The sequence below is a fragment of the Metabacillus crassostreae genome (assembly GCF_016908395.1).
In the GTDB taxonomy this organism is placed as follows: domain Bacteria; phylum Bacillota; class Bacilli; order Bacillales; family Bacillaceae; genus Metabacillus; species Metabacillus crassostreae.
This window is the reverse complement of the sequence record NZ_JAFBDU010000007.1, coordinates 56,507-71,452: the sequence shown is the minus strand read 5'-3', so window position 1 is coordinate 71,452 and position 14,946 is coordinate 56,507. Positions and strand designations below refer to the sequence as shown.

Annotated in this window: 13 protein-coding genes; all 13 read right to left on the bottom strand. The window is 33.2% G+C overall.

The window, feature by feature from the left end:
• Positions 1-193: 193 nt before the first annotated feature.
• Positions 194-1,015: a putative sporulation protein YtxC gene (ytxC, locus tag JOC75_RS18030; RefSeq protein WP_204955407.1), complete on the bottom strand. Its 822-nt coding sequence runs from the start codon at positions 1,013-1,015 to the stop codon at positions 194-196.
• A 214-nt stretch (positions 1,016-1,229) separates the two neighbouring features.
• Positions 1,230-2,168, bottom strand: coding sequence for a primosomal protein DnaI (gene dnaI / locus JOC75_RS18025; RefSeq protein ID WP_204955406.1), 939 nt, complete (start codon positions 2,166-2,168; stop codon positions 1,230-1,232).
• Between the two features lie 178 nt (positions 2,169-2,346).
• Positions 2,347-3,795, bottom strand: a complete 1,449-nt coding sequence (locus JOC75_RS18020) for a replication initiation and membrane attachment family protein (protein ID WP_204955405.1) — start codon at positions 3,793-3,795, stop codon at positions 2,347-2,349.
• 137 nt (positions 3,796-3,932) lie between these two features.
• Positions 3,933-4,391, bottom strand: coding sequence for a transcriptional regulator NrdR (nrdR, locus tag JOC75_RS18015; protein WP_204955404.1), 459 nt, complete (start codon positions 4,389-4,391; stop codon positions 3,933-3,935).
• 93 nt (positions 4,392-4,484) lie between these two features.
• Positions 4,485-4,883, bottom strand: coding sequence for a cytosolic protein (locus JOC75_RS18010; RefSeq protein WP_204955403.1), 399 nt, complete (start codon positions 4,881-4,883; stop codon positions 4,485-4,487).
• A 146-nt stretch (positions 4,884-5,029) separates the two neighbouring features.
• Positions 5,030-5,410: an adenosylmethionine decarboxylase gene (speD, locus tag JOC75_RS18005; RefSeq protein WP_204955402.1), complete on the bottom strand. Its 381-nt coding sequence runs from the start codon at positions 5,408-5,410 to the stop codon at positions 5,030-5,032.
• Between the two features lie 346 nt (positions 5,411-5,756).
• Complete coding sequence (locus JOC75_RS18000) at positions 5,757-6,776, bottom strand: glyceraldehyde-3-phosphate dehydrogenase (protein WP_204955401.1); 1,020 nt, start codon at positions 6,774-6,776, stop codon at positions 5,757-5,759.
• Positions 6,777-6,942: 166 nt separating this feature from the next.
• Positions 6,943-7,536: a dephospho-CoA kinase gene (gene coaE, locus JOC75_RS17995; protein ID WP_204955400.1), complete on the bottom strand. Its 594-nt coding sequence runs from the start codon at positions 7,534-7,536 to the stop codon at positions 6,943-6,945.
• A gap of 22 nt (positions 7,537-7,558) precedes the next feature.
• Positions 7,559-8,209, bottom strand: a complete 651-nt coding sequence (ytaF, locus tag JOC75_RS17990; RefSeq protein WP_204955399.1) for a sporulation membrane protein YtaF — start codon at positions 8,207-8,209, stop codon at positions 7,559-7,561.
• A gap of 290 nt (positions 8,210-8,499) precedes the next feature.
• Positions 8,500-9,324, bottom strand: a complete 825-nt coding sequence (mutM, locus tag JOC75_RS17985) for a DNA-formamidopyrimidine glycosylase (RefSeq protein ID WP_204955398.1) — start codon at positions 9,322-9,324, stop codon at positions 8,500-8,502.
• 214 nt (positions 9,325-9,538) lie between these two features.
• Complete coding sequence (gene polA / locus JOC75_RS17980) at positions 9,539-12,169, bottom strand: DNA polymerase I (RefSeq protein WP_204955397.1); 2,631 nt, start codon at positions 12,167-12,169, stop codon at positions 9,539-9,541.
• 266 nt (positions 12,170-12,435) lie between these two features.
• Complete coding sequence (gene hflC, locus JOC75_RS17975; protein WP_204955396.1) at positions 12,436-13,365, bottom strand: protease modulator HflC; 930 nt, start codon at positions 13,363-13,365, stop codon at positions 12,436-12,438.
• Positions 13,355-14,335 carry an FtsH protease activity modulator HflK gene (hflK, locus tag JOC75_RS17970; protein ID WP_204955395.1) on the bottom strand — a complete coding sequence of 327 codons (981 nt, stop codon included), beginning with the start codon at positions 14,333-14,335 and terminating at the stop codon, positions 13,355-13,357. The genes hflC and hflK overlap by 11 nt, the downstream gene beginning before the upstream one ends.
• Between the last annotated feature and the right edge of the window lie 611 nt (positions 14,336-14,946).

The following is a 14,946-nucleotide window of genomic DNA, read 5'->3' as shown; positions in this document are numbered from 1 at the left end:
TCGTGTTCACAGCTGAAGTTTAAAGGTGGTAAGGTTGTTTATCGTGTTAGGAAGTTTTCAGCATATCCTTCCCTCTCTGTAAAACCGTATAAACAAGCTCATGTCCTTATCAATACTGATGATTTTTTCAATTAATTCGTATTATAAATTGTTTTGGTTCTAAAATCAAGCAGACATTTCACTATAATAATTATTATGTAAATTCAGCTAAACTATGTATTCTCACTTTTTCTTGAAAGATATTTTGAATTGTTAGAATCATACCATCTAGTGAGTCATTTGTGTAGATGCAAATTTCTTTTGGTGCAATTGATACTAAAGGAGCCAATAAATTCGAATCAATATACATTGGATGTTGATAAATAAACCCTTGATCTACATAAGTAGTTAGTTGAGCATCACTTAGATGATGTTTATTATCATCATAAACATCATAGCCCTCTTTATGTACAATTGAAATCCTCTCTAATTTAGATTTCTGTTCACATTGATAATCTCGTAAGCTTTGGATAAAGGATTGATATTCTTGCTCTAGCTTGTACTCCTCAATGGCCACTTCAACATATTCTCTTAATCTAGCAATATATCGATGAAGACGGAATTTTTGAAACGAAGCAAATGAGAAATTCAACTCAGGCTTTAAAAACATCCCCAAGGTCTCCTTGAGTACTTCATCACGGGAGCATAATCCCTGAATTCTTGGTATGTCTGTTCTTTCCCCTTCAATGATTGAATTGGCAATTTGTAAAATATGTTGCTGTTCTATTTCTTCTACAAAATAATATTCTTCTTTAAGTATTGAGAGCATGAATTGATGTTCTTTATATTCTAAAATAAATTGAATAAATCCAGGAATTACAATTTGCTCTAATGATACATCCCATGATTTAGGGCTAATTTTTATAAGCTCGTCATTAATAAGTTGTAATTCTGAAAGGAACTCTTTACGAATGGAACGAAAAATAGCGTAAATTGTTCTTGCCTCTTTCGGAGACGAAAATAAAATCTCAAGCATGTTTGTCCCCCCTTTTTACCAATACCTGGTTCTATGTATATGGGGAAACATTTAAAATTAGAAGTAAAGAATGTAGAGAAAACAAAATTCACATGTTATTTTATTGTTTATTATTTTTTTCTATTAAGATAAATTAATAGACCAAATCAATGATCGATTTGGTCTACAAATTATAATATTATTTTAGATGTTTTTCATCATAAGCGTTAATCTTCTAGCCTCTTCGATTTTTCCCAATTAACTCAATAGGAATCGCCATATGTTTAATCCGTTCTAAAATTCTAGCTGCTTTAACTGGCTCTTCTTCACCACGCTGTGATACAGATAAATGATGTTGAAGCTGCTTCAAATTAAAGTTAGACGAAAAGAACGTTGGTAAATTTTCTAGCATTCGATATTGTAAAATCGTCCCTAAAATTTCATCACGCATCCAGCTTGATACAGATTCAGCACCTATGTCATCTAACATCAGCACAGGTATTTTCTTTACAGCTTCCAATTTTTCATCTAAAGAAGAATCTTGGAAAGATCCTTTTAGCTCTCTCATAAACTCAGGAACATAAACGAGCATCGACGAAACTCGATGTGAAGCCAGTTCATTGGCAATCGCTCCTAAGATATATGTTTTACCAATCCCGAAGGAGCCATATAAATATAAACCTTTTGGACGTTTACCTTTATTGTATTCCTCGACAAAGTCTTGTGCGATACCTATTGCTTTTAGTCTACTTGTTTCTTCTACATCAACATCAATATTATGAAATTGAGCTTCTAAAATATCTTTCGGAATATACATACTCTTTATCAAAGACTCATGTTTTTTGCGCTCATCATGAGTTTCCTTTGTTGGACATTTATCATATTGGACATCAATCATTCTTCCAACAATCATTAATCGAGGGTGATATCCTTGCAATAAATTTTGACATTGTGATAAAGAAGGACATTTCTTGCAGTTTTTACTTTGATTCGTGAATTCATATAATTTACCGATACTTCGATCAATCATCCCACTCTCAATTTCTGATGCATGATTGGTTATAAACGCTTGTACATCTGGATCATTTAGAACTTGTTTTCTTAAATCATTATATCGATCTTTAAAATCAGGTCTACTTTGTAATTTTTTAAGAGATTTACTCATATGTTCCATTCTTTTTCACCTCAGTTCTTTCTTTAATTGAGGCTCTTTTCTGGAAGATTGTTGATCTATGTGGTGGAGATAGTTTTTTTCACTAAAGGGTACAATCTATGAAGAAAAGATGCCGCCAAATTCATTCCTATTCATTTCAACTTTCAAATCGTAAAAAAGCTATTGAAAACAGCATTGATTACTCTTTTGTTTTATTATCCTTGTAATTCTTTATTCGATCAAATAATTTCTTTTTCTCAAGCTCAAATTGTTCACGCTCAAGATCTGTTTTCTCATCTGGTTTTTTTGATTCGATTTCTTTATTTGGACTTTCTTGTTCTTGATCAAGCCAAGCTGGCAACAATTCTTTTCGAACTGGAGCTTTTTTATAATTTGTTTTTTTCTTATTAGCATTTTCCTCTGCCCATTGTTGATATTGGCGATGCTCACTTTTAGCTAAGTCCATCGCTGCTTTTACAGTCTTTATTTCTTTTCTTTTCCAATGACTAGCAATTTTTTCTACATAAGATTTAGTTAATTTCATATCCGTTTTTAGTAAAACATAATAGATCAATACATTTATAACACCAGGATGAAGTTTTTGGTTAATCATAACTTCCTCAATAATTTTCAAATCTCCAGCACTAGGTGGAACACCACCAGAAACATCGATTAAAAATTTCCTTGGAGTTATAGATTCTAACTGTAGTATCAATTCTTCGTCCTTTGTAAGGTTTTCTTTCTTCATTTCTGACCTTAACGGAAGAGGTTGATATTTATCTAACAAACCAGGTAGTTCATCACCATGTTGAAATTGATACCAATCACGTGCTGACTTTCGTAAAATTTCAATATCAATAGAATCATTTTGATCAATGCTATTCATGACAACATTTTTCATATCTACAGCATTAATGCCATAAAGGTACGATAATTTCTTTATAACATCCTTCACATTAGCCGTAATTGATTTCGAAGGAATAATCACATTCGAAATACCTGATAAAAACAAGTCGAAATCAAACGCATGATCTGATACTTCCATTGATGCCCGGGTTTCAGTTTGCATATATTCTTTGTCTACTTGCAATGTTAAATCTTCCAATGTCTCATTGTTCAATTTTGCAATCATATCAGCAGATTGCCCAGAATCAAAAACCTCATCGAAGGATTTCGTGATCTCACCCATCTCTGTATCAATTCGATCATCTGAGAAAAATTGCTTTAAGTGTAGGAAAGTATTTTTACCTACTCGATTATATAAGTAGACATTTAAAACACCATCTTGAAAGAATTCATTAGGTTTTAACGGTGCATGAAGCTCGTATACGTATCGTTTACACCCCTCTGATTCATTCATATAGGTTTTTAATAAACCTAATCCTTCAAGCTTTATACGTTCAAGATATATGTCCCGAAGATTGCTTTGCATGATTGTCATCAAACTATGATGTGTTTTTTCTACACTCCATACCCTGCTTTGCTCAAGCTCTCCCCAGAGTGTCATGTAAAGACTAAAACATTTTGAACCAATCAAAGGTTGATATAATAATGTTAAAATCTTACGATCAAGATCGTTAAGAACCGAATTACTTTTCACCTTGTAACGATCAATTGCAAGAATTTCTTTCCAATGATGCTGATCCATCCCCTTCAAACCTTTCAAAACATATTCGCTCATCACTTTGTTTCATTTTCTAAGGCATTGGTTAACTTTTGTTGACCATTTCCTAACTCACTGAAAAAAGAGCTATAAGAAATTTTTCTTTACTAGCTCTTCCTTTTTTATCTTACTTTTTTAATTAAATCTGTTAATTCATCAATAAATACATTTATATCTTTAAATTGGCGATACACTGAAGCAAACCGAACGTAAGCAACTTCATCGATTACCGCAAGGCGATTCATGACCATTTCACCGACATGCTCACTGTTTATTTCAGATACACCTTGGTTTCTTAATTCTTTTTCTATATCATGAACAAGATCTTCTAATATTTGCAATGGAACAGGTCTTTTTTCACACGCTTTAATTAGACCTCTTAATATTTTTTCTCTACTGAATTCTTCACGAGTCCCTTCTTTTTTCACAACAATTAGAGGGATTTCTTCAACTTTTTCGAACGTAGTAAAACGATACTGACATTCTTCACATTCACGTCGACGTCTTATCGATTTACTTTCGTCAACAGGTCTAGAATCTAATACCCTTGTCCCATTATGTTGACATGAAGGACATTTCATAAAACCCAACTCCAATCAATTTCTCAAATAATTACATTCATTGGAATAACATTATTTTTCTTAGTATGTACCAGTATATAATAAAATTTTTATTTATCTTCCACTTTTACCTGTTCCTACAAATGTTTCTTTTTTATCAAGCTTTTTATATAGCTCAAGAATTACCTTTTTACTATATCCAAAATCTGTTGGTAAGACGGTATTTGTTGTTGCTGTAAAATCAACTGCTGTTTCAAAAGGACGAACAGATATGATTGTTACAATTAAGAAACCTTTTTTTGGTCGATCGATATTTACACTCATTTCACCACGATCTTCAGATATCGATGTTATTGTCATTCCTGGTGTTTCTTCAATAATCGTTTTAACAGATTGTAAAGCATTTTTATACGTTGTTTTATAATAATGACTTTTCAGATCTTCATTATAATGATTTTCACGCGTTTCTTGATGTGTACTAAAAATATCTTTAAGCTTGTTTACAAAACTCATTATGTTTTAACCCCTTTATCAAAATTTTCACTTGTCGTGTCCAAAGTATTCTACCTACTATCATACTGAAATTTTGCAATAATAAAAAGAGGTGTGGATTAAATAAATCCACACCTCTTAACTAAATGTTCAATATTAGTCGAAAATTAAAGAACTTTTGCTTGAGCTTGTTTTACTTGAACAGGACCCATGCCTCTAGGAATCTCGATATTTTCACGAGTTTGAGCACCTAAAGATTCAGCAATATGATCTGCTGCTATATTCGGATTTAAATCACCGCATGTATAAACATCGATACTTGCATAACCATGCTCAGGAAAGCTGTGAATTGTTAAATGCGATTCAGAAATAATTACTACACCACTTACTCCTTGTGGAGCAAATTTATGAAAAGCAACCTCTCTAATTTCTGCACCAGACTTTAATGCCGCATTTACAAATGTTTTTTCAATGTAATCCATATCATTCAACTTATCAAAATCGCATCCCCATAATTCTGAGATAACGTGTCTACCCATTGTTTCCATATTAATGGATCCCCCTTTAACTATTTTTTTACATGAATTCTCTGCTTAATGGTATATGTGTAACTACCACGGGGGAAAGTTAGTCCAGAGAGGTCCTAACCCTTTAAGTAGCCTTTAACACCTTGGCTTTTTATAAGAAGTTCACGAAAAATAGTATACTTTGTTTATATACCTTTTGCAACAAACTTTTTCAAAAAGTTTTGTTAATCATTAAAGTTAAGGGGCAATCGCTTACTATTTTTCTCATGTATTTTTATTCTATTCATGCTGATTTTCAGATAAAAAAACCGTCCAGATTGTGAATGATCACGACCATTTGGACGGTTCGTATACAAAAGGTAAATGCTTAAACCTCAATCATATGATTCATTTTTTTCTCAACCATCATCGTAAGGTCTGTCACGCGACATGAATATCCCCATTCATTATCATACCAAGCTAAAACTTTTATTTTATTACCTGCCATAACTATTGTAGATAAACCATCAATGATTGCTGAAAAAGGGTTTGTATTAAAATCTATTGATACTAAAGGTTCGTTTGTATAATCAAGAATTCCTTTTAGAGAGCCTTTTGCTGCTTGCTGAAAGGCTAAATTCACGCTATCTACAGAAACAGACTTCTCTACATCTACCACTACGTCAACTAAAGAGACATTAGGTGTTGGAACACGCAATGCCATTCCATGCATCTTCCCCTTTAATTGTGGTAACACCAACTCTAAAGCTTTAGCAGCACCTGTTGAAGTTGGAATAATTGATTGCCCACAGGCTCTTGCTCTTCGTAAATCTTTATGTGGATTATCAATGTTTCTTTGATCATTTGTATATGCGTGTATTGTTGTCATTAAGCCATTTTTGACGATGAAATTTTCATCAATAACCTTCATCACAGGAGCTAAGCAATTTGTCGTACAAGATGCATTTGAAATAATACTATGTTGCTCTGAATTATACTTATTTTCATTTACTCCCATAACAACTGTTAGATCTTCCTTCTTACCTGGTGCGGTCAAGATAACTTTTTTAGCACCAGCCTTAATGTGAAGAATGGCTTGATCTCTGTGATTAAATTTACCTGTTGCTTCAATGACAATATCAATCCCCAATTGTTTCCATGGTAGATTCTCAGGATTTCTTTCATTAATTAAGATTACTTTGCTACCGTTTACAATTAACTGACCTTCTTCTACAATCACATTACCGTCGAATTTACCGTGATTTGTGTCATACTTTATTAAATGTGCCAACGTTTCTGCTGGATAACTCGCATTAATGACCTTTATATTCATACCTTGCATCATTGCATTACGAAAAACCATTCTCCCAATACGACCAAAACCATTTATTGCAATATTGGCTCTCATCATATTACCCCTCTCACTATATATGTTATACTAATTATTTTATTTTCACATTAAGTATAACACATACAATGATATATTTAACTTCTTTATTAATTTTTTTCCATTCAAAAAGAGACTATTTCTAGTCTCCTGGTTCTCAAGCTTTTATATAGTTAAAATTCTGCACCTAGAGAAGCTTTTCTAGTAGATAATTTAACTGGTTCTTCGTTGATTCAATTGAACCATTATTATCAATAATGTAATCTGAAAGCTCTCTTTTCTCATGTAATGGCAGCTGAGAGTTCAATCTCATTTTAGCTTCTTCTTCATTGTATCCATTTCTTTTCATTAACCTTTTCTTCTGTGTTTCTTGATCTACGTACACAAGTAGAGTTTTATCAACCATATATGTTAGTTTACTTTCGAATAATAAAGGAATATCTAAAACAACAGCATTAGATTGCTTGTTTTTTTCTTCTTCTACTTGTTTTAGCATTTCATTCCTTACAGCTGGGTGGACAATGCTGTTTAACGTTTGACGTTTTTTCTCATTAGAGAAAATGATTGTCCCTAGCTTTTCTCGATTGATTGTTTTGTCCTCTTTTAATATTCCGATACCAAACTCTTCAACAATTTGGTTATAAGATGGTTTACCAACCTCCACTACAATCCTTGCAATGTGATCAGCATCCACTACTCGAATTCCTTTTTCTTGAAGCATAGTAGAAACCGTACTTTTTCCACTTGCAATTCCACCTGTTAATCCAATGACAATTGTCACAACCATTTCCTCCAGTACATCCTTATATTTTCCATATTCCTATCATAATGAGAATGATACCTGGGAGGCAAGAAAATTTGTCCATCCAGCTAAATCTTGATAGTACATTTCCAGAATGTATGCCTATTGAGACAAATAACGAGCTCATTAATGCAACAAGAATACTCATTATCATCGGGGAATAGCCTAGCAATGATGCACCTATTCCTGCTCCAAACGCATCAAGTGATAATGCAAAGCCTAGCAAAAATGCTTCAATACCCGTTATAGTTCCAGATTTATCAATATCTGCAGACATTGGCTTTCTTAAAATATTGATGACAATACCTAGTGTTTTAATTTCAAAGTTAATTAATGTTTTTTCTGTTTTTTCTATCTTTTCTGCTTCCTCTGAATGTTCTTTTCCAGGACGAAAGAATTGATATAAAACCCACATACCAATTAGGACTAATATAACTCCGCCGAGCCTTTCTGTAACATAAATAGGAAATATCTTTGTTAGCAAATCACCAACTACCATTGCTCCAAGCATTGTTGCTGCTGAGCAACAAGCAATAACAATGATCGATTTAAATGGTATTCTCATTTTTCTCATCCCATACGTAAATCCTACAGAAAAGCTATCTAAGCTTACTGCGAATGCTAACAACAATAATGATAAATATTGAACCATAAAGCCTAGCCCCTTCCTTCTAATTGCTAACATAGTGTATGATAGTAGCCTATATAATGTTAAAGAAGGTTTTTTCTAAGAGCTGTTTTCAGTAAACCTTGTTGCTTAAAAATAGTTCGAAAACAGAACTGTATTGAGTTTATGGCTAGCTTTAGGTTGATATGAATTAAATAAAACTTTAAATTTTGTTTAATCTAAGTAGGCATAAAAATGTTAAAATCAGTGAAAATAAATCACATCAAAGAAAAAAAGCGAAAAACATAATAATGCTTCTCGCTTTTATAAATTATTTATTTCTGACACTTTTCACAAAAGTGTGTACCTCTTCCGCCCACTACTGTCTTTGTTAATATTGTCCCACATTTTTTACACGGCTCATTTGTTCTACCATATACATATAGCTGTAGTTGAAACATACCTATCTCACCCTGTGTGTTTACATAAGAGCGCACAGTACTGCCTCCCTGGGCAACAGCTTCTTCTAGGGTTAAAATGATTTCCCTATGTAATAGGTGATACTCTTTTTTTGTTAATGTGTTGGCAATTCTTTCAGGGTTTATTCCAGAGCGAAATAATGCCTCATCAACATATATATTTCCAAGTCCAACAACAATTGTTTGATCAAGTAAAGCAGATTTAATTTTTCTAGCTGTTTTCTTTAATCGTTCTTCAAGATAAGATACAGTAAAATTTTTAGAAAATGGTTCTGGACCTAACTGAGAAAGAGGTAATTCCTTTTCTTCTAATCCTTTTTTAAATAAGTGCATTGTGCCAAATTTGCGTACATCTCGATAACGTAGCTCCGTTTCATCAGTAAATGTAAATATGGCGTGTGTATGTTTATCAGATTCCTCTTTTTGCTCAAACAATCCATATCTACCTTCCATTCGCAAATGAGAAACCAGTACATAGTCATCTAATATAAATTTTAAAAATTTTCCTCTTCGGTTAACGTCGTGAATTGTCTGACCAATTAATGCATCCACAAATTGATCTGGTTCCTCTGGCTTTTTAATCATTTTGGGCCAATGTATTGTTACGTTTTCGATTGTTTTTCCTTTTACAAGCTGAAGCAATGTGCGGCGTACAGTTTCAACCTCTGGCAGCTCTGGCATATCATCACTTCCTTTTATCTATGTTCTAGAACTAAGTCTAATTGTCTAACACAATAAAGATCCAAGAGAAACTTCACATAAAGCCTCTAGGGTATCTAAAGAGGCTTTACTTTCCAATAGTATGTGTGTAGAGCTCAAGGTCTTTTAGACCAGTCACTCCCCCTTACCTAACTGTGAGAGGGATTTATTATCTTTCAAACAGATTTAAAATTTATTATTTAGCATCATACCATGAATCACCGTAAGAATAATCTACCTTTAATGGCACAATTAACTCAACAGCATTTTCCATTACTTCAGGCACAATTTTCTCTAGAATCCCAATTTCTTCTTTTGGAGCTTCGAAAATTAATTCATCATGAACTTGTAACAATAATTTTGTTTGAAGCTTTTCCTGTTTGAGACGATCTGCCATATCGATCATAGCTTTTTTAATAATATCAGCTGCACTTCCCTGAATCGGTGTATTCATCGCTGTTCTTTCTGCAAAGCTTCTTATATTAAAATTACGACTTGTAAGCTCTGGGATATATCTTCTTCTATGAAGTAATGTTTTAACATATCCCTTTCCTCTTGCATCTGCCACAATATCGTCCATATATTCCTGAACACCAACAAATGTTTCTAAATATCGTTTAATAAACTCTCCCGCTTCTTTACGGGTAATTCCAAGATTTTGTGAAAGTCCATAATCACTAATTCCATAAACTATTCCAAAGTTTACTGCTTTTGCCTGTCTTCTCATGTTAGAAGTAACTTCATTTTGCTCAACATGAAATACATCCATAGCTGTTTTTGTATGAATATCAAGATCATTTCTAAAAGCTTCAACAAGATTTTTATCATTAGCAATATGAGCTAATACTCTTAATTCAATTTGTGAATAATCTGCTGCAAAGATAACCCAATCCTTATTTGAAGCTACAAAGGCTTGACGAATTTTACGCCCTTCTTCAAGACGGATAGGGATATTTTGCAAATTAGGATCAATTGAACTTAATCTACCTGTTGTTGTTAACACCTGGTTAAATCGTGTATGAATTTTATGCGTATCCTTATGAACCACCTTTAATAAACCTTCTATATAGGTTGATTGCAATTTCCCAAGCTGACGATAGTGAAGAATCTCCCTTACGATCTCATGTTTGTCTTCAAGTTTTTCTAAAACGTCTGCTGATGTTGAGTATCCAGTTTTCGTTTTTTTCATAACTGGTAAACCTAATTTTTCAAATAAAATCACGCCTAATTGTTTGGGAGAATTAATATTAAAAGATTCACCAGCTTGTTCAAAAATATTCTCTTCCAGCGATTTTAACTTTTCAGCAAGCTTCTTTCCCATACCTTTAAGCTGTTCTATATCTACCTTAACACCGGTTGCTTCCATCTTTGCAAGAATAAGAGAAAGAGGTAATTCTAAGTCATTTAATAAAGAAGTTTGATCATTTTCAGCTAACTGATCTTCTAGTGTTTCTTTCAATAAGAAAAGAGCTTGTCCTTTCCTAACAATATGCTCACTCAATTGCTCTACATCTGGAATTGATCGTTTTGCTCCTTTACCATAAACACTTTCATCTGTTTGAACGATCGAGAGTCCGTTGACCTTTGCCACACTTGAAACATCTTCAAAGGTTGCTGAAGGATTTAGTAAATAAGCAGCGATTAATACATCAAAGTTAATTCCTTTTAATGAAATACCCTTCCAATTTAAAGCAACCGTTGTTTTCTTACCATCATAAACTATTTTCTTATTTGACTCGTCTTCCGCCCATGCTTTAAACTCTTCAGAAGTTAAAGCAGTATCGGCTGGCACATAAAATAATCCATTTTTATTTACAATCGATATCCCAATGATGTCAGCTTGGTGATAGCTTTCTTCAAGAACTTCAATATATAGCACAGATTCATCGATTAATATTTCTTTCGTAAGATCTGTTACATTCTTAAACTCTATCTCTTCTACAGCTATATCTTGTGATTCTTCTTCCCCAACTTTATCTAATAATGAATTAAAGCCAAGTTCCTTAAATATATTTGCTACCTTTTGTTGGTCAAATCCTTCATACTCTAATTCCGTTAACCCAATTGTGATTGGGGCATCACAGTCAATTGTTGCAAGCTCTTTACTCATTAAAGCTTGTTCACGATTTTCCTCAAGCTTTTCCTTCAATTTCTTCCCATTTATTTGATCAACTGAATTTAATACATTTTCTAAAGACGCAAATTCCTTTAGTAACTTAATCGCTGTTTTTTCCCCCACACCTGGTACACCTGGAATATTATCCGAAGTATCGCCCATTAAGCCCTTCATATCAATAATTTGCTCGGGAGTTAAGCCATATTTCTCTTGTACAAAACTAGGAGTATAAGAATCCACATCAGTGATTCCTTTACGTGTTATATCAACTGTTATGTTATTTGTAACTAATTGTGTTAAATCTTTATCACCTGAGATGACCTTAACTTCATAGCCATCCTTTTCAGCCTGCCTAGAAAGAGTCCCAATAATATCATCGGCTTCATAATTCTCAAGCTCATATCGTGATACTTGATAAGCATCAAGTAGTTCACGAATAAAGGGAAATTGCTCTGATAATTCAGGAGGAGTTTTTTGTCTACCACCTTTATATTCCTGAAACGTTTTGTGTCTAAAGGTAGTTTTTCCTGCATCAAATGCTACAAGCATATGTGATGGCTTTTCATCCTCAAGTATCTTCATTAAAATCATAGTAAATCCATAAATTGCATTCGTATGTACACCTTTATCATTATTTAGTAGCGGCAAAGCAAAAAACGCTCTATATGCAATACTGTTTCCATCAATCAATACAATTTTCTTTTTAGTCAATTTTTAATCCTCCAATAGCTTGTAAATAGGTTTTTCATATCATTTACTTAATTATGTTTGTCTCTCAGGTCTTCTTAGCTAATGATCATACAAATTTTACATTTTTCTAGAAATCCTCTTTAAACTTTGTTGATTTCAAGTACAAGTTAATTAGCAACAACCTTATAGAAAAATAGTGGGAAGCACCAATAAAAAAAGAACCTTAGCCTTCCTCTATTTTATCATGAGTCCAAATAGAAAGGAAAACTGTGGTTCATTATTGTTACTTATTCACTACCCTTAAGTAAATTTGCATACGGAGAATCAAATGGAATGATTAGAACTGTTTCCTCATTAATTGTTTGTTTGTATGATTGAAGAGTTCTAAACAGCTCATAAAATTCAGGGTCTTTTGAATAGGATGTGTTGTAAAGTTTAGCAGCTTCTTTTTCACCCTCACTTCGGATTATCTCAGCATCTGCCTTAGCTTCAGCTAACAGTTCTTTTACCTCTCGATCGGTATTTGCTATAATCCTATTTTTTTCTGCGTCACCTTTTGAAAGATATCCTTGTGCCGTTGATTCACGTTCAGAAATCATGCGGGTAAATACTGATTGTTCATTCTCAGCAGGTAAATCCGTTCGTTTCATTCTTACATCTGTTACTTTGATGCCATATCCATCTTTTGCTAATAATTCATTAACAATGTCAGTTACTTGATCATTTAAACTTCCTCTTGATGATTTCTCATCATTAATAATTTGATCATAGTCTAACTGCCCTAACTCTGAACGCACTGTTGAAAAAACAAACTCCGCCATCTTCGTTTCAGCGTTAACAATTGTTCGAGCATTTGAAATCATTTGTTTAGGATCTTCAATATGCCAAACTGTATAATTATCAATGATTAAGCGTTTTTTGTCTTTTGTATTAATCTCTGCTTCTTCAACATTATAAGTCATTTGATATTTTGGTAATGTTGTAACAGACTGGATAAATGGAATTTTATAATTTAGTCCAGGCTCTTCAATAATTCTAACAACCTCACCAAACTGACGAACAACTTTATATTCATTTTCTTTTACAATATATAAGTTTGTTAATGTGATAAAGAGAATAAGTAAGATAATTAATAAAACTATACCTCCACGAAGATATCCTTTGAAAGAGAATGAAGGCTTTTTTTCGTCCATGTTTACAACGTTATCATTGTCCATTCTTTTCACTTCCTTCCTGTTCAACCGGTGCTACAGGTTTGGTGGTTGATGATGCATCCTTAATCGGAAGATATTTCATTGTATTACCGTTATCCTCCATTATATATACCTCAGCATTTGGCAATACTTGATCAATTGTTTCAAGAACTAAACGTTTACGTGTAATATCTTGAGCATCTTTGTATTCGTTATATATTGCATTAAACTGAGCTACATCTCCACGAGCTTCTTGCATACGTGCAGCCTTATCACCTTCAGCAGCTGATATAATCGCATCTTTTTCACCAAGTGCTTCCTCAGTACGCTTATTTCTATATTTATTCGCTTCATTTTTTCTTGTATTCATCGTTTCACGTGCATCTGTAACATTTGTAAATGCTTTTCTAACTTCTTCATTTGGCAGATCCACATCCTGAAGCTTTACAGCCAATACAGTAATCCCAATATCATAATCATTTATTAATGTTGATAATAATTCCTGTACCTGCTTTTCAATTTCCACCTTACCAGATGTTAAGGCGTTATCAATAGTAGAGCTACCTATAATACTTCTTAAGCTGGCAGAAGTTGCATCCTCTAGCATTTCCTTTGGATTTTCTGCATTAAATAAATATTTACCGGGATCTGTTATTTTCCATTGAACAACCATGTCTGCTAAAACGATGTTTTCGTCACCTGTTATCATCTTAGTTTCTTTAGGAAAATCCTTTACATCACCATCTTCAGATTCTTCATACCCAAATTGTAAACTGAAGGTTTCTTTTGAAAGCACTTCAACAGATTGAATAGGCCAAGGATATTTAAAATGAAGTCCTGGTTCACTAACCCCTTCCTCAACTTCTCCTAATGTAATCATGACAGCTTGTTCTGATTCATCAACTGTATACCATGAAGTAAATGCAATCACTGCTAAGATGGCAATTAGAAAGACAAATCCAACTATGCTATAAATTCTCTTCACACTTAACATCTTATCCCCACCCTTTTTCTACATCTATGTATTTAGATGATTATTTGCTTACCTTTAATACGAACTTATGTCAAAAAGGTTTCAGTATTATTACAAGTTCTCTAAATTCTTTCTTTCTATCATTCTATACAAACAAACTAAATGTACGACTATTTTATCGAGGTTTTATCATTTCAATCAGTTATTGTCCCTGCATTTGATTTTGTGTAATTAGACTAGAATTAATAACAATGTCAATTGTAAGGGGAAAAAGTATACATCTAGACTCAATAATAAGAAACTTATTCTTTATGAAATGGCTATGATAAAGCTTAATGTTGATTTTTAGCACTTTGTTGGTTGAAGTAAAAGGCAGCATGAGACTCCTGTTGGAGAAGCGTGTCCAGGGGAGACCTCGCAAAAGCTCGCGCCGAGGGAGGCTCCCGGACCACCCACGGAAAGCGAATGCCTGTAACAAAAATCAACAACAAAGTTTAACAGAGTCTATGAAATAAAAAAAGGGACATGAGCAGGTTGTGCTCATGTCCAAAAGATTGGCTCCTTGGATGAAGGGGTTTTCACTTTGTATAATACCAATTGAATATTAAGCAATAATAAATCTGGTGTAAATT